The organism is Luteimonas sp. A537 (genome assembly GCF_054052065.1).
Map to the genome: position 1 here is coordinate 17,672 of NZ_JBSVRH010000001.1, position 15,628 is coordinate 33,299.

Genomic DNA, 15,628 nt, shown 5'->3' on the forward strand with positions numbered 1-15,628 from the left:
AAGAGGGACATGGTGGCGAAGGTTCTGGCGGCACCGGGGCTGCGCCGCATGGCAGCCGCCGCGCTCCCGCGCGACGGCGTGCTGGTGCTGAACTACCACCGCGTCGGCGACAGCAGCCGATCGCGCTACGACCGCGCCCTGTGGAGCGCCACCGCCGAGGGCTTCGATGCGCAGGTCGCCTTCCTGAAGGCCAACTGCGACGTCATCGCGCTCGACGACATCGCCGATGCCCTGCGGCGGCCCCGCGGGCGCCACGTCGCCATCACCTTCGATGACGGCTACCTGGACAACCACGATATCGCCCTCCCGGCGCTGCTCCGCCACCGCGTGCCCGCGGCGTTCTTCATCGCCACCGGCTTCATCGACCGCAAGCTCCTCCCATGGTGGGACGCGATCGCCATGCAGGTGCGTGAGGCCCGCCGCGCCTCGCTGGACCTTGCGCCGTGGCTCGACGACCCGATCACGCTGGAGCGCAACCGCGAAGCCGACATCCGTCGCGTCCTTGGCGTCTACAAAAAGCTGCCATTCGAACAGCTCGCACCATTCCGGGCGCGCCTGGCGGCCGAGACCGGCATCGAACCGCCGGAAACGGTGGATGGCGAATGGATGGACTGGGACATGGTCCGCGCGATGGCCGACGCCGGCATGACCATCGGCGGCCACACCGTGAACCATCCGATCCTGTCCACGCTGCCCGCAGCAGCGCAGCGCGCGGAGATCGAGGGCTGCGCGACGCGCCTGCGCGAGGAGCTGGGGATCGCGATGAAGCACTTCGCCTATCCGGTCGGCAGTCCCACCGCGTTCAACGACGACACCCGGCGCCTGCTGCACGAGGCTGGCGTGCAACAAGCGTTCTCGTTCTACGGCGGGATCGCGCATGCGGGATCGGCGCAGCTCGACCTGCAGCGGACCGCCGTGGAAGAAGGCATGGGTCGCGACCTGTTCCGGGCCATGGTGCAGGTCCCGCGGCTGTTCTGCCGCCAGGCCGTGGCGTGAGCCGGCAGGGGCGCAACATGATCGGTGGCGTCGACTTCGCGAAGATCTACGCCGAGCTTGGCGTGGCACCCGACTGCGGCCTTGTCGCGTTCAAGCAGGCCTATCGCCGGCGCGTCGCCGAGCTGCATCCAGACCGTCCTGCCACACGGCCGCGCAATCCGGACGTGCTCATCGCGCTCAACCTGGGCTATGCGGCCGTGCTCGACTTCCACCGCGGGCAGGGCCGGCTTCCGGGCGCACCGGATGCGGACGGTACCCGACGCAGCTCTTCCACGCTCGGCCCGCGGCCATGGCCGGCCTCCATGTCACGCATGGTCGCTTCGCCGTCGCCGGCTCCCACAGGGGCCGCACGGCGCGTTCCGCGCATGCGCGTGCTGCTGCTGCCGGTGCTGCTGGTGGTCGCTGCGATCTGGCGCTGGCTGCCGGTCTCCGACCCGCCGTCGGCGACCGACACCGCCCCCCGCGCTTCCCACGACACAGTGGCACCGGCGCTGGTCAACGCACAGCTCGGCATGGATCGCCGCACCGTGGCCGCGCTGATGGGCGAGCCCGTCGCCCGCGACGCCGACGACGCGCACTGGATCTACGGACCGTCCTGGCTGCATTTCGAATGCGACCGCCTGGCCGACTGGTACAGCTCGCCGCTGCGACCCCTGCAGGTCGGATCACCCAGGCCCGCGTCCGACGACAAGGCGCGACAGGGCGCCGGCGCTGCCTGCATCCCACGCGCGGGAAGCGCGGCGCCGCATCGCGTCCACGGAGAGTACTGAGCATGTGCGGACTTGCCGGCTACCTCGGAAGCCCATCACCCCCAGACGGCGCACGGGCCGTGCTGGGCTCGATGATCACCACCCTTGCCCATCGCGGCCCCGACGGCTACGGCTTCCACGTCGACGACGGCGTCGGCCTGGCGCACGCGCGGCTGTCGATCATCGACCTGGCCACCGGCGACCAGCCGATGGCCAGTCCTGACGGCAGCGTGTGGACCGTGTTCAACGGCGAGATCTTCAACTTCGTTGAGCTGCGAGGGCAGCTGGAGGCCCAAGGCCACGTCTTTCGAACGCGCTCGGACACCGAAGTGATCGTGCACCTGTACCAGCGCCATGGCGATGCGTTCGTCGACCATCTGAACGGCCAGTTCGCGATCGCGCTCTGGGACGCGCGCAAACAGCGTCTGGTCCTGGCCCGCGACCGCCTCGGCATCCGCCCGCTGTACTACACCCGGGCCCGCGGCACGCTGTGGTTCGCCTCCGAGGTGAAGGCCCTGTTCGCGGCCCTGCCCGGGCATGCGCGGCTGGATCCACTCGGCCTGGCGCAGGCGCTGACGCTGTGGGCGCCGCTGGACCCCGACACCGCCTGGCAGGACGTTTCCACCCTGCCGCCGGGGCACATCCTCAGCATCGAGGCCGACGGCCGCGAACGCCTGCATCGCTACTGGGACTGGAGCTTCCCGGAGGCCGCCGACGTAGCCCGGCCATGGCGCGACATCGACCAGGCCGCCGGCGAACTGCGCGAGCGCCTGACCGACGCCGTGCGCCTGCAACTGCGCGCCGACGTGCCCGTGGGTGCCTACCTCAGCGGCGGCCTCGACTCGTCCGGCATCGTGGCACTGATACGCACCGCCACCCGGACGCCGGTGCGCACGTTCTCGGTCGCATTCGCCCAGCGCGAATTCGACGAGAGCGAACACCAGCTGGCGATGGTCCGACACCTGGGGACCGACCACACCACGCTGCGCATCGGCACACACGAGATCGGCGATGCGTTCCAGCGCTTCGTCGCGCATGCCGAGACCCCGGTGCTGCGCACCGCGGGCGTTCCGCTGATGCTCCTCGCCGATGAAGTGCGCCGCCAAGGCTACAGGGTGGTGCTCACCGGCGAGGGCGCCGACGAGGTTTTCGGCGGCTACGACCTGTTCAAGGAAGCCAAAGTGCGCCGCTTCTGGGCGCGCCAACCAACATCTGCTGCGCGTCCGAAGCTGCTCGGCCGGCTGTACGGCTACCTGGCCAATTCGCCGTCTTCCAACCCGGCGTTCGCCGCCGCGTTCTTCGGCCAGGGCATGGAGCACATCGGGCGCCCGGTGTTCGCCCACCTGCCGCGCTGGTCCACGTCGGGTCGTGCGCTGGCGTTCCTGTCTCCCGAGCTGCGCGCTTCGGTGGCCGGCTTCGATCCGATGTCGCTTGTGGAATCACGCCTGCCCGCATCGATCATGCGCTGGGCTCCGCTGGCGCGCGACCAGTACGTCGAGGCGAAGACCCTGCTCGCCGGCTACCTGCTGGCCAGCCAGGGCGACCGCGCGGCGATGGCCGCATCGATCGAGGGCCGCTACCCCTTCCTCGACCACACCCTGGTGGAATTCGCCAACCGGCTTCCACCGCAGTGGAAGATCCACGGGCTCTCGGAGAAGCACGTGCTGCGCAAGGCGCTGGCCGGCCTGCTTCCCGACGACATCCTGCGCCGCACCAAGCAGCCCTATCGCGCGCCCGACAGCCAGAGCTTCTTCGTCGACGGCCAGCCGCTGGACTACGTGGCCGAGGCCTTCGACCCCGATGCCATCCGCGCCGACGGCATGTTCGACGCCGCCGCCGTGGCGCGCCTGTACGCCAAGGCGCGGAGCGGCAAGGCGACCGGATTCGCCGACAACCAGGCCTTCGTCGGGATTCTTTCGACGCGCCTGCTGCAAAGCATGACGCCTGCACGCGCGCCTGCACCGCCCCTGCCCGAGCTGGAAGCCACATGACTACCCGAAACCCCGTCGTCGCGATCCCGGACCAGGCCATCGATGGGATGAATGCCCAGCGGCCGCCCCGGGGCGCTCAGGACGTGAGCGCGTGGGGCAGCGGCGCTTGCGCGTCGGCCTCGGCCTGCAGCTCGCTGCGCCGGATCTTGCCGGTGCCGGTCTTGGGCAGCGAGTCGCGGAACTCGACCGTGCGCGGCACCATGAACTCCTCCAGGTGGGCGCGGCAGTGCGCGATGACCGCGCGCGCGTCCAGCCCGGGCCCATCGACCACCAGCAGCGCCTTGAGGGCGTGGCCGAGCACCGGGTCGGGCACGCCCACCAGCGCCGCCTCGCGCACGCCGTGCATGGCGTACAGCACGTTCTCGACTTCCTTGGGGCTGACCTTTTCACCGCGCGACTTGAGGATGTCGTCCTTGCGCCCGACGAAGTACAGGAAGCCCTCCGCATCCATCCGGAACAGGTCGCCGGTGTACAGGACCCGCTCCCAGGGATAGCGCCCCGGTCGCAGCGCGCGGGCGGTGGCCTCGGCGTTGTTCCAGTAACCCTGCATGACGTGCCCGCCACGCACCACCAGTTCGCCGATGGTGCCCGGAGGCAGCGGATGGCCCGCGTCGTCGGCTACCCATGCCTGCGTGCCGGGGATGGCGATGCCGACGCTGTCGGGCCTTCTTTCCAGCTCCTCGGGTGGCAGCCAGGTGCAGCGCTTGGATTCCGTCATCCCGTACATCGAGTACACGCGCGCATCCGGGAACAGCTGCTGCAGCCGGCGGATGTGCGCAGGCGGCAGGGCCGCGGCGGTATTGGTGAGATAGCGCACGCTGCGCGCCCAGGCGGGATCGAAGTTGCGCAGCTGCAACAGCAGTGCGGCCATCGTCGGCACCAGCGGGAACGCGGTCACGCCCTCGCTTGCCAGCAGCGGCAGCACTTTCTGCGGGAACGCGAAGGACTTCTCCAGCACCAGGGTGGCACCGAGCTTCACGCACATCAGCAGTTGGTAGAGGCCGTAGTCGAAGGCCAGCGGCAGCACGCTGAGCACCACGTCGTCGGCGCTGGACCGGAGGTAGGTCGTGACCGACGTCGCTGCGAAGCGCACGTTGGCATGGGTCATCATCACGCCCTTGGGATTGCCGGTCGACCCAGAGGTGTAGACCAGCATGGCCAGGTCGGTGTCGATGCCGACCTCGGCCGGCAGCCGGGCCGGATCGGCCGCCGCGAGGAAGCGGCCATAGCCGATGGGCGTGCCATCGGCGCCATCGCCGTCGCCATCGACCACCACGATGCGGCGCAGGCCCGGCACGCGCGCGGCGGCCGACAGCGCCACCGGCAGCAGGCTGGCCTGGGTCAGGAGCACCGACGCCCCGCAGTCGCCAAGCACGAAGGCCAGCTTGTCGGCCTTGGTGGTCGGGTTGATGACCGAAAACACGCCGCCCGCGCGCAGGGTCCCGAACACGCCGACCGCCGCCTCGACCGAGTTCTCCAGGAACACCACGCAGCGGTCGCCGTCTTCCAGGCCGGCCTGCCCGGCCAGGGCCGCGGCAAACCGTTCGCTGTCGGCGTGCAGGGTGGCGTAGTCCACGCGGCGCCCGTCGCGCACGATAGCCACCTTGCCCGGATGCGCCGTGGCCGCCTGCGCGAGCCAGCGTTCGCAGCGCGCAGTCACTCCACGGGCTCCGCTTCCAGCTTGCGCGCGATGAAGGCGTCGATGGCGGCGATGCTGTCGAGGTTCTCCGGCACCACCTCGTCGTCGTCGACCACGAAGCCGAAGTCCTGCTCCAGCCAGGTGACGAGCAGCAGCACGCCCATCGAGTCGATGACGCCGGATTCGAGCAGGCTGAGATCCGCGGAGGGCGCCTCGCCGGGAACGGCGGGCGGGAAGTTTTCGTCGATGAAACTGCGCACCTGGGCTTCGTACTGGCTCACTGGGACATCCATGGATGGGTCGAGTCAGGGAGAACGGAATCCGCGCCGGCGTGCGGCCGGCTCATCGCGCACCGCGCCCGAAGAGCACGACCTCCACGGTCTGCAGCAGGATCAGGAAGTCGAACAGCAGGCCGTGGTTCTTGACGTAGAACAGGTCGAACTTCAGCTTCTCGTGCGCGTCGGCGGCGGATGCGCCATAGGGATAGCGCAGCTGCGCCCAGCCGGTGAGGCCGGGCTTCACCGAGTGGCGCACGCTGTAGTAGCGGATCTCGTCGTTGAACCGGTCGACGAACTGCGGGCGCTCCGGCCGCGGGCCGACGAAGCTCATGTCACCGCCCAGCACGTTGAACAGCTGCGGCAGCTCGTCCAGGCGGGTCTTGCGGATGAAGCGGCCCACGCGGGTGGTCCGGTCGTCGTTGCTGCTGGCCCACTGCGCGATGCCATCCTTCTCGGCGTCGGTGCGCATGCTGCGGAACTTCACCAGTTCGAAGCTGCGGCCGCCCTCGCCCACGCGAACCTGCCGGTACAGCACCGGGCCACCGCCCTCCAGGCGCACCGCCAGCGCGACCAGCAGCATCACCGGCCAGCCCACCACCAGCAGCACCAGCGCCGCGGCCAGGTCGAAGGCGCGCTTGCTCAGGCGGCGTATGAAGGAGTGGTCGAAGCCGCCGGAAAACACCAGCGACGACGGGTCCACCACCTCGAGCTTGATCATGCCCGCCTCGCGTTCGAAGAACGCCGGCAGGTTGACCACCGACACCCCGCGCTGCGCGCAGGCCAGGATGTCCTCCATCGGCAGGCCACCGCGGCGCTCATCGGGCGCCACCACGATCTCGTGCACGCCGAGGCGCTGGACCAGGGCGGGAAGCGACTCCTCGACGTCCAGGCACAGGGCGTCGGACACGACGACCTGCTGGCCGGCGACGGGGAGGAAGCCGACCACCGCAAAGCTCTGCCGGTCCGCCCGGCGCCGCATGCGGCAGTTGATCAGGTTGGCGTTGCGCCCGGCCCCGTAAACGAGCACGCGGCGCTTGTACGCTTCGCCGCGCATCAACCACTGCATGGCCACGCGCAGCCCGTAGACGCCGGCGAATCCAAGCCCGAGGGTGATCGCGAGCAGGCCCCGGCCGATGTACATCGGCGGCACCAGGTAATACAGCACCAGCAGCGCAACGCCGCCGAAGGAGAACGCAAGCAGGAGGCGCAGCAGCAGCTCGCTGCGGTTGAGCCGGATATGCGACTGGTAGAGGCCGAACGCCGCCATCGAAAGGGTCACGAAGACCGACACCAGCAGCGCCGGCAGCGGACCGCGTGCGAAAAGCAGGTCGCGGCCGGCGGGATCGTCGGGAAAGCGCAGCCCGATCGCCGCCACCACCGCCAGCACCACCAGCAGCGACTCGCCGATCCACAGCCACCGGGCCACGCGGTTGGCACGGCTTCCAAAGACGCCGATCACGTGGACCTCCGGTTGGCGGGCGTGGTGCCCACCGCATCAACGGCAGCCATTCTGTGCATTGCTCCCCCGTTCGGCCTGGTGCCAGACCCGGTCCAATCCGGATCTCCTGCATGGGAAAACTCGGAATGCGGGCAAAGACGGCCACCGCCCGGACGGCAAAAGGCCCCGGCGTCTCCACCGGGGCCCTCGGGCGCTGCCCTGCGACAGCGCGTGTCACTCCATGTGGAGGGTCAAGCTGTCGCGCGCCGCGTCCAGCCAGGCCATGAAGCGCCGCCAGGCGACCACGGCCGGTGCGGTGATGCGGACCTGGCGCCGCGCACCGGCGTCCACGGCGCCTGCCGGCACCGGCGCGACGCGCGTCCCGGCGCGATCGCCGGCCGATGCAGGCGCCAGCGCGCTGCCGGTACCACCGCCTGCGGTCGCCGGTCCCACCGCGGGCGGCACCAGCGGCGCGGATCCGTTGCGTGGCACGGGTGCCAGGCTGGCGCCCATGTATTCGTCGGCGCCGATGTCGTAGCGCACAGGGCGGATCTGGCCGTCGATGTCGTCGAGCACCTGCGACAGGGCCACGCCGCGGTCGATTGCCGGGCTGCCGGCGGGCAGATGCCCGGTGGCATCCACTGTGAACGTGGCGGTCATGCTGTTCGCGTCCGAACCGGTGGTCGATCGCCACTGCGCCAGCGAGCCATCGGCCAGGTTGCTGCCCGGCCGCGCGTCGCGGAACCTGCAGTTGGCCTGGAAGCCGTTGTAGTCACTGCCGGGCGAGCCGCTGAGCCCGGACAGGCCGCCGAGTTCGCTGGAGTAGCGGATCTCCATGCAGCGGCCGCCGTCCTGGACCACCAGGTTGTTGCGCAGCATGGGATTGCGGTTGGCGGGACGCCCCGCCGCCGGGTCCCAGTCCTGGAACGTCACCCCGAAGTACAGCGGCGCATGACCCTTCCGCGCCGCATCGACGATCGTGTTGTTGGCGACCAGCGAATCCCTGGACGCATACATGCCGATGCCCGCATAACCGGTGTTGCGCACGTAGTTGTTGCGCACCGTGCCGCGGATCGCCTCGTAGTAGCCCGGGTTGAGCTGCAGGTCGAAGAATTCGGGACTGGTGTCGAAGCCGACCAGGATGCCCGCGTCACCGGTGTTCTCGATCCGGTTGCGCTGGATCACCACGTCCGCCGCGCCGCCCTTGAAGTACAGGCCCGTGGTCGCGGTGTCGTGGATGTAGCTGTCTTCCACGACCATGCCCGAGCCATTGACGTTGTCGATGCCGTCGGCGTTCTTGGAATCGTCCGGCGTGCCCGCCGGGTAACCGACCCCGGTGGTGTGGATCTCGACGCGGCGGATGGTCGCGTTGTCCGACTTCGGCGTGATCTTGATGCCGTCGCGGCCGGTGTCGTGGACCAGCAGGTCCTCGAGCACCACGTTACGCGCGCCGTGGGCGCTGGACGGCCCGCCCTGCTCCCAGTTGGTCATCAGCATCACGCCGTAGTAGCCGCCGCTGATCTCGAAGCCGGCCACGCGACTGCCGGAGGCGTTGACATCGATGCGTACCGCTACGTCCGACGTGTTGCCGCAATGGATATGCGCTCGTTCGCCCTGGTAGGAGCGGAGCACGAGCCGGTGGCGCAGGCGCACTTCGCACTCGTTGTAGGTCCGGTTGCCGGAAGGGCCACGGATGGTGATGGTGTCGCCTGCGGAGGAGACGCTGCCTGCGGCGGCGTGCCGGATGGTGCGGAACGGCTTCTGGAGCGTGCCGGTGCCGGTGCTGTCGCTGCCGGCCGTGGACACGAACCACTCGGCGGCAAGGCCCGGGAAGGATGCGGCGAGGAGGAAGACGGTGGCTGCGGCAGCCAGGCAGCGCGTGTGGCGGGACCTGCGCGAAGGCCGTGGTTCGGGACCTGCGATCTGGCACGCAGGTAATCGCACATCTTGGTGAAGACATAATCGCATCGGGGGAACTCCGGGAATGGCGACGGCGCCCCTGTTCGACGTCGCGGTGTGTGCGTGGGCACCGCGTCCGCGCGCGGACGGGTGCGGATCGGATCGTACCGGCGCGCCCCGCCCTGGAGCGTGCGCTGCGTCACACTTGGCCTGGCGTGGGCCGCGCCCTCAGCCGGGCGTCAGCCTCGCGCCGATTCTCGCCGTGATCAAGCCGTTTGGCACGAAGTTGGCGCAGGGCGTGGCACGGAAGCGGCCTCCAAGTGTGTGGCACGGGCACCTGCGCGTTCCGCCGCCTGGAGGTCGAAATCAGGCCGACAACTCACTCCTTGGCTGGCTTTCCCAACTTGGCCGCAAACGTGACCAGCATGTCGAGACTGAACTTCTCGACCTTGCCGCGGGCCAGGTCGGACACCCTCCCCTGGCTCACACCCAGGATCTTGGAGGCCGCGACCTGGGTCATGTTGCGCGCCTTGATCGTCTTCTCGAGCTGGGCCATGAGGTCGGCACGGAGCGCAAGCACCTGGGCCTCGGCCTCATCGAATCCCAGGTCGGCAAAGACATTGCCGCTGGACGTCGTGATCTTGTTTTCGTCACTGGCGGGTCGGATCCGGATCATTCCCGCCGACCTCGGCGCACCCGCGGTGGAACTCGCATGAGGCGCTACCTGGTGCTCGACCTTGAAGCCACCTGCGACGACCAGGGCTCGGTTCCGCGGAAGGAAATGGAGATCATCGAGATCGGTGCGGCGCTGCTGGATCCTGCGTCATGGCGGATCAAGGAGGAGTTCAACGTCTTCGTGCAGCCCGTGCGCAATCCCCGGCTGACGCCGTTCTGCACGCAGCTCACGTCGATCACCCAGCCTGACGTCGATCCGGCCGCGGGATTCGTCGAGGTCGTGGCGCAACTACAGGACTGGCTGCGCCCGTTCCGCCTCACCGCCTAGGGCTCGCGGGGCAACTACGACCGCCGCCAGATCCAGCAGGACGCCGACTTCCATGGCATCGGCTTTCCGATCGACACGCAGCACTTCAACCTCAAGGACCGGTTCACCAAGCGCGTGCAGTTGCCCCGACGGCCTGGTCTCGGCACGGCCTTGGGCGTCGCCGGGCTGGCGTTCGAAGGCACGCACCATCGGGCGACCGATGCGGCCTCCGTCAGCACGTAGACCCTCAAGCGCGGCGGTCCTCGGCGAACTCATCATCGAGGATTTCTCCAACTTGTTTGTTGGACACCCTTCCCGCCAAGCCTTCCTTGATACGGGCGCCGCGCCCACAACGCAAAAGGGCCAACGAGCGCTAAGCCGTTGACCCTTGTGCTTTCTCTATGGTGCGCCCGGAAGGATTCGAACCTCCGACCCCCAAGTTCGTAGCCTGGTGCTCTATCCAGCTGAGCTACGGGCGCGTTGTGCAGAAGCGGAATTATGCAGAGACAGCCAACTTTCGTCAATCGCCTACCGCCATAAATCTGGCGGAGAGTGAGGGATTCGAACCCTCGATAGAGCTATAAACCCTATACTCCCTTAGCAGGGGAGCCCCTTCAGCCACTCGGGCAACTCTCCGGGTGTTGCATCCCCACGCTGGCCAAGCCGACCGGCGCGGTGCGTAAGAATACCGGCTCGGCCCGCAGCCGGCAAACTTAATTCGAATCCTTGCCGCCGTCGTCGGCGCCGCCGTCCTCGCCGGCCGCTGCCACGGGCTCGTTGCGCTGGATGCGCTGGTAGATTTCCTCGCGGTGGACGGAAACATCCTTGGGCGCGGTGATGCCTACGCGCACCTGGTTACCCTTGACGCCGAGCACGGTCACGGTGACCGAGTCACCGATCATGAGCGTCTCGCCGACCCGCCTGGTCAAAATCAACATGTGGGAGCTCCATGGGCCGGGTCTCCGCCCGGTCTTTGTTGAAAGGCTCGCAGCTGCGGCCTTCCTGAGTGTTCACGCGATCCCGCCATGATAACTAGGCGCCTGCCCGCTGCGTGCATGTACAAAGTAACGAATCCTGCCGCGGTTCAGGCCACGCGCCCTGCCACCCAGGCCGGAACCGCGGCGAGCGCGGCCTCCAGGGCGGGCCCGTCCTCGCCGCCGCCCTGGGCCATATCGGCCCGGCCGCCGCCCTTGCCGCCGACCTGTGCGGCCACGTGCGACAGCAGCTCGCCCGCCTTGATCCGGCCAAGCGCCGAACCGCTGACACCCGCCACCAGCGCGGCACGGCCTTCGCTGGCGCCGGCAAGCAGCACCACGGAATCGCCAAGCTGCTGCTTGAAGCGGTCCAGGGCATCGCGCAGCGCGCGGGCGTCGAGACCCTCGATCCGCGCCGCCAGCACCTTGATGCCGCCGACATCGACCGCGCCGGCGGACAGGTCGGCGGTGGCGCTGCTGGCCGCGCGCGCCTTCATCGCCTCGAGTTCGCGTTCCAGCTTCTTCTGCCTGTCCAGCAGCGCGCGCAGCTTGTCGCCGACCTCGGCGGCGGTCCCGCCCAAAAGGCGCGCAGCTTCGGAGAGACGCGCCTCCTCCGCCGCCACGTGATCGAGCGCGGCGCGGCCGGTGAGCGCCTCGATGCGGCGCACGCCGGCGGAGACCCCGCCTTCCGACACCAGCTTGAACAGGCCGATCTCGCCGGTGCGGCCGACGTGGGTGCCGCCGCAGAGTTCGACCGAGTCGCCCATCTGCACCACCCGCACGCGCTCGCCGTACTTCTCGCCGAACAGCGCGATGGCGCCGGCGTCGACCGCTTCCTGCATCGCCATCTCGCGGATGCTCACGCCGTGGTCGGCGCGCACTTCGTCGTTGACCCGGAGCTCGATGTCGCGGAGTTCGTCCGCGGTGATCGGCTCGAAGTGCGAGAAGTCGAAGCGCAGGCGGTCGGGCGCGACCAGCGAGCCCTTCTGCGCGACGTGGGTGCCGAGGCGCTCGCGGAGGGCGCCGTGCAGCAGATGGGTGGCGCTGTGGTTGAGCACGGTGGTGCCGCGGCGGGCGGCGTCGACGCTGGCGAGCACCTGGTCGCCCACCGCAAGCGCGCCGGTGCGCACGCGGCCGATATGGCCGTGGTATTGGCCTGCGAATTTGCGGGTGTCGTCTACGAGGAAGGAGGCGCCAACGGGTGCGGCGAGCTCGCCGGTGTCGCCTACCTGGCCGCCGGACTCGGCGTAGAACGGGGTGCGGTCGAGGAACACGATCGCCTCTTCGCCCGCCTCGACGCGTTCTACCGGACGGCCGTCGCGCAGCAGCGCCACGACCGTGAGCCCGGCAGCCTCCAGGCGGTCGTGGCCGAGGAAGCCGGTCGGCTCCATCTTCGCCACCAGATCGGCCGGGAGGGTGGTGCCGCCGCCGAACTTGCCTGCCGCGCGCGCGGTCTCGCGCTGCTGCTCCATCGCCGCCTCGAAGCCGGCGACGTCGACCTCCATGCCGCGCTCGCGCGCCATGTCGGCGGTGAGGTCAAGCGGGAAGCCGTACGTGTCGTACAGGCGGAAGGCATCGGCGCCGGGGATCATGACGTTGGAGGCGGGGTCCGTGGAAGCGGAGCCGGCGCTGCGCGCAGCGACTTCGTCGAAGATGCGCATGCCCGAATCCAGGGTCTCGGCAAAGCGCTCTTCCTCGGCCAGCAGCGCGCGTTCGACCAGCGCACGCTGGGTGCGCAGGTCCGGGTAGGCCTCGCCCATCAGTGCGTCGAGGGTGGCCACCAGCCTGTGGAAGAAGGGCTTGCGCACGCCGAGCATCCAGCCATGGCGCAGGGCGCGACGGATGATCCGGCGCAGGACGTAGCCGCGGCCCTCGTTGGACGGCAGCACGCCGTCGACGACCAGGAAGCTGCAGGCGCGGATGTGGTCGGCGATCACCCGCAGCGATTTGTTGCCGGTGTCGTCGGTGCCGGTCAGCGCTGCGGCTTCGCGGATCAGCGCCTGGAACAGGTCGATCTCGTAGTTGCCATGCACGCCCTGCAGCACCGCGGCAAGGCGCTCCAGGCCCATGCCGGTGTCGACGCAGGGCGCAGGCAGCGGGTCCATGTGGCCGTCCGGCTGGCGGTCGAACTGCATGAACACCAGGTTCCAGATCTCGATGTAGCGGTCGCCGTCTTCGTCGGGCGAGCCCGGGGGGCCGCCAGGGATGTGGGCGCCGTGATCGTAGAAGATCTCGGTGCAGGGGCCGCAGGGGCCGGTGTCGGCCATCTGCCAGAAGTTGTCCGAGGCGTAGGGCGCACCCTTGTTGTCGCCGATGCGGATGATGCGCTCGGCGGGCACGCCCACCACGTCGTGCCAGATGGCGTAGGCCTCGTCGTCGGTGTGGTAGACGGTGACCAGCAGGCGCTCGGCCGGGATCTTCCAGACCCCGGTCAGCAGCTCCCAGGCCCAGGCGATGGCGTCCTTCTTGAAGTAGTCGCCGAACGACCAGTTCCCCAGCATCTCGAAGAAGGTGTGGTGGCGCGCGGTATAGCCGACCTGGTCAAGGTCGTTGTGTTTGCCACCGGCGCGAAGGCAGCGCTGGACGTCAGTCGCGCGCACGTAGCCGGGCTTCTCGGCGCCCAGGAACACGTCCTTGAACTGGACCATGCCCGAGTTGGTGAACAGCAGCGTGGGGTCGTTGCCGGGCACCAGCGATGCCGAGGGCACGACGGTGTGGCCGCGATCGCTGAAGAAGGCAAGGAAATCACGGCGGATATCGGCCGTGGTGGGGCGCGTTGGATGGGTACGATCTGGCATCTTGGCGTGCAGGCTTTTCGGGGGCGGCGCCTCTCCCGGCGACTCCGCTGGCCGCAGCCAGGCACGGGCGCCGGGCGCTAGCGCTCGGATGCCGATAGGTTAGCAGGACGGCGCAAGTACGCAGCACCGGCGGGGCCCAACGGCTCAGTCGTCCTCGTCCCCGGGCGCGGTGGCGGCGCGCACGGAGTCATGGTCGAAACCGCGACGGAACAGCAGGTCCGCGGCCTTGCGCCGCAGCACCGGGTCATCGGCAACCGCTGGGCCATGGCGGCGCTGCACCAGCCTGCGGGCATTGGCCCGCCAGTCGTCGGCGCCGGACTCCGCAAGTGCCTCGAACGCCGCTTCGATGATCTCGCCGCCGAGCCCATGGGTGCCAAGCTCCGCACGGATCCGAAGCGGGCCGTAACCCGCCTCCGCACGCATGCGCGCCAGGCCGGTCGCGAAGCGGCCATCGTCCTGCCAGCCGGCCTCGGCCATGCGCTCGATCGCGGCCTCGGCTTCCGCGCTCTCAACGCCACGGGCTTCGAGCTTGCGGGCGAGCTCCTTGCGCGAATGCTCACGGCGAACCAGCAGGCCGAGCGCACGCTGTGCCGGGGTCAGCTCCGGCCGCCGTCGGCGGCCCCGCCCGGTGGTGCCCTCAGGCGCGCCACCATCGGCACCCCCTCCTTCACCCGCCCGGGCCACCCCGCTCAGGCCTTGGTTTCTGCGGCTTCCTTGGCTTCTTTGGGCTCTTTGGGCTCTTTGGTGCCCTTGCTGGCCTTGGCGCTTTCGTCACCGGCAGCCGCGGCCGCGGCCAGGACGGCCTGCGGCATCAGCCGGGCGCGCAGTTCGCTTTCGATCCGCTTCGCGACCTCCGGATTCTCCTTGAGGTACAGGCGGGCGTTCTCCTTGCCCTGGCCGATGCGCTCTTCGCCGCAGCTGTACCAGGCGCCCGCCTTCTCGATCAGCTTGGCGTCCACGCCCATGTCAATCAGCTCGCCTTCGCGGCTGATGCCCTCGCCGTAGAGGATCTCGGTGATGACCTGCTTGAACGGCGGCGCCATCTTGTTTTTGACCACCTTGATGCGGGTCTGGTTGCCGATGATCTCTTCGCCCTTCTTGATCGCGCCGATGCGGCGGATGTCCAGGCGCACCGAGGCATAGAACTTGAGCGCGTTGCCGCCGGTGGTCACTTCGGGGCTCTGGCCCGGCATCATCATGCCGATCTTGTGGCGCAGCTGGTTGATGAAGAACACCATGCAGTTGCTGCGCTTGATGTTGCCGGTGAGCTTGCGCAGGGCCTGGCTCATCAAGCGTGCCTGCAGGCCGGGCAGCTGGTCGCCCATCTCTCCTTCGATTTCGGCACGCGGGGTAAGCGCGGCGACCGAGTCGACCACCACCATGTCGACCGCGTTGGAGCGCACCAGCATGTCGGCGATCTCGAGCGCCTGCTCGCCGGTATCGGGCTGCGACACCAGCAGGTCGTCGACGTTGACGCCGAGCTTCTGCGCGTAGGTCGGGTCGAGCGCATGCTCGGCGTCGATGAACGCCGCCACGCCGCCAAGCTTCTGGCATTCAGCGATGGTCTGCAGGGTAAGCGTGGTCTTGCCCGAGGACTCGGGGCCGTAGATCTCGATCACGCGGCCGCGCGGCAGGCCGCCGATGCCGAGCGCGATGTCGAGCTGCAGCGAACCGGTGGGAATTACCGGGACCACTTCGGCGACGCGGTCGCCCATGCGGATCACCGATCCCTTGCCGTACTGCTTTTCGATCTGGCCCAGGGCTGCGGAAAGCGCGCGCTTCTTGTTCTCGTCCATCGTGGTGTCCTCGGATCAGGTATTCGGGAATGTGGCTAGTGTGCGTACCGGCGGTCGCAGGGGCTGCGACATCGCGCCGTGGTTTCGA

At 69.1% G+C, this 15,628-nt stretch carries 12 protein-coding genes, 2 tRNA genes and 1 pseudogene; 4 read left to right on the top strand and 11 right to left on the bottom strand.

From position 1 onward, the window contains the following. Positions 1 to 9 precede the first annotated feature (9 nt). Genes ACW7GZ_RS00070 through asnB form a run of 3 tightly spaced genes read left to right on the top strand, consistent with a single transcriptional unit; the run spans position 10 to position 3,736 of the window. A complete protein-coding gene (locus tag ACW7GZ_RS00070; RefSeq protein ID WP_457007203.1) occupies positions 10 to 996 on the top strand; it encodes a polysaccharide deacetylase family protein in 987 nt (328 codons plus the stop codon). 17 nt (positions 997 to 1,013) lie between these two features. Then, entirely contained in the window at positions 1,014 to 1,766 is a 753-nt protein-coding gene (locus tag ACW7GZ_RS00075) for a hypothetical protein (RefSeq protein ID WP_457001992.1), read from the top strand. A gap of 2 nt (positions 1,767 to 1,768) precedes the next feature. After that, positions 1,769 to 3,736, top strand: coding sequence for an asparagine synthase (glutamine-hydrolyzing) (gene asnB / locus ACW7GZ_RS00080; protein ID WP_457007205.1), 1,968 nt, complete (start codon positions 1,769 to 1,771; stop codon positions 3,734 to 3,736). Positions 3,737 to 3,812: 76 nt separating this feature from the next. On the opposite strand, the gene ACW7GZ_RS00085 is transcribed toward asnB, so the two are convergent. From ACW7GZ_RS00085 to ACW7GZ_RS00105, 5 genes are all read right to left on the bottom strand, one after another. Continuing rightward, complete coding sequence (locus tag ACW7GZ_RS00085; protein ID WP_457007207.1) at positions 3,813 to 5,396, bottom strand: class I adenylate-forming enzyme family protein; 1,584 nt, start codon at positions 5,394 to 5,396, stop codon at positions 3,813 to 3,815. After that, the gene (locus ACW7GZ_RS00090) at positions 5,393 to 5,656 is read right to left on the bottom strand and encodes a phosphopantetheine-binding protein (RefSeq protein WP_457001987.1); all 264 of its coding nucleotides are present in this window, start codon (positions 5,654 to 5,656) and stop codon (positions 5,393 to 5,395) included. The genes ACW7GZ_RS00085 and ACW7GZ_RS00090 overlap by 4 nt, the downstream gene beginning before the upstream one ends. A gap of 61 nt (positions 5,657 to 5,717) precedes the next feature. After that, positions 5,718 to 7,112 (bottom strand): TIGR03013 family XrtA/PEP-CTERM system glycosyltransferase, encoded by a 1,395-nt coding sequence (locus ACW7GZ_RS00095; protein ID WP_457001985.1) that lies wholly within the window; start codon positions 7,110 to 7,112, stop codon positions 5,718 to 5,720. 213 nt (positions 7,113 to 7,325) lie between these two features. After that, the gene (locus ACW7GZ_RS00100) at positions 7,326 to 8,897 is read right to left on the bottom strand and encodes a right-handed parallel beta-helix repeat-containing protein (RefSeq protein WP_457007209.1); all 1,572 of its coding nucleotides are present in this window, start codon (positions 8,895 to 8,897) and stop codon (positions 7,326 to 7,328) included. Between the two features lie 472 nt (positions 8,898 to 9,369). Continuing rightward, positions 9,370 to 9,666 carry a helix-turn-helix domain-containing protein gene (locus tag ACW7GZ_RS00105; protein WP_457007211.1) on the bottom strand — a complete coding sequence of 99 codons (297 nt, stop codon included), beginning with the start codon at positions 9,664 to 9,666 and terminating at the stop codon, positions 9,370 to 9,372. Between the two features lie 36 nt (positions 9,667 to 9,702). Between ACW7GZ_RS00105 and ACW7GZ_RS00110 the strand changes: the two genes are divergently transcribed. Then, positions 9,703 to 9,993 (top strand): exonuclease domain-containing protein, encoded by a 291-nt coding sequence (locus ACW7GZ_RS00110; RefSeq protein ID WP_457001979.1) that lies wholly within the window; start codon positions 9,703 to 9,705, stop codon positions 9,991 to 9,993. Positions 9,994 to 10,374: 381 nt separating this feature from the next. On the opposite strand, the gene ACW7GZ_RS00115 is transcribed toward ACW7GZ_RS00110, so the two are convergent. The 6 genes and pseudogenes from ACW7GZ_RS00115 to recA form a co-directional block, all read right to left on the bottom strand. Beyond that, positions 10,375 to 10,451: transfer RNA gene (locus ACW7GZ_RS00115), tRNA-Arg, on the bottom strand. A 64-nt stretch (positions 10,452 to 10,515) separates the two neighbouring features. Then, positions 10,516 to 10,608: transfer RNA gene (locus ACW7GZ_RS00120), tRNA-Ser, on the bottom strand. 77 nt (positions 10,609 to 10,685) lie between these two features. Next, positions 10,686 to 10,910 (bottom strand): carbon storage regulator CsrA, encoded by a 225-nt coding sequence (csrA, locus tag ACW7GZ_RS00125; protein ID WP_457001977.1) that lies wholly within the window; start codon positions 10,908 to 10,910, stop codon positions 10,686 to 10,688. A gap of 146 nt (positions 10,911 to 11,056) precedes the next feature. Next, positions 11,057 to 13,744, bottom strand: a complete 2,688-nt coding sequence (alaS, locus tag ACW7GZ_RS00130) for an alanine--tRNA ligase (protein WP_457007213.1) — start codon at positions 13,742 to 13,744, stop codon at positions 11,057 to 11,059. A 144-nt stretch (positions 13,745 to 13,888) separates the two neighbouring features. Beyond that, complete coding sequence (locus ACW7GZ_RS00135) at positions 13,889 to 14,344, bottom strand: regulatory protein RecX (RefSeq protein ID WP_457002863.1); 456 nt, start codon at positions 14,342 to 14,344, stop codon at positions 13,889 to 13,891. 158 nt (positions 14,345 to 14,502) lie between these two features. After that, positions 14,503 to 15,540 (bottom strand): annotated as a pseudogene (gene recA / locus ACW7GZ_RS00140) (recombinase RecA); the annotation flags it as partial. Positions 15,541 to 15,628: the final 88 nt, after the last annotated feature.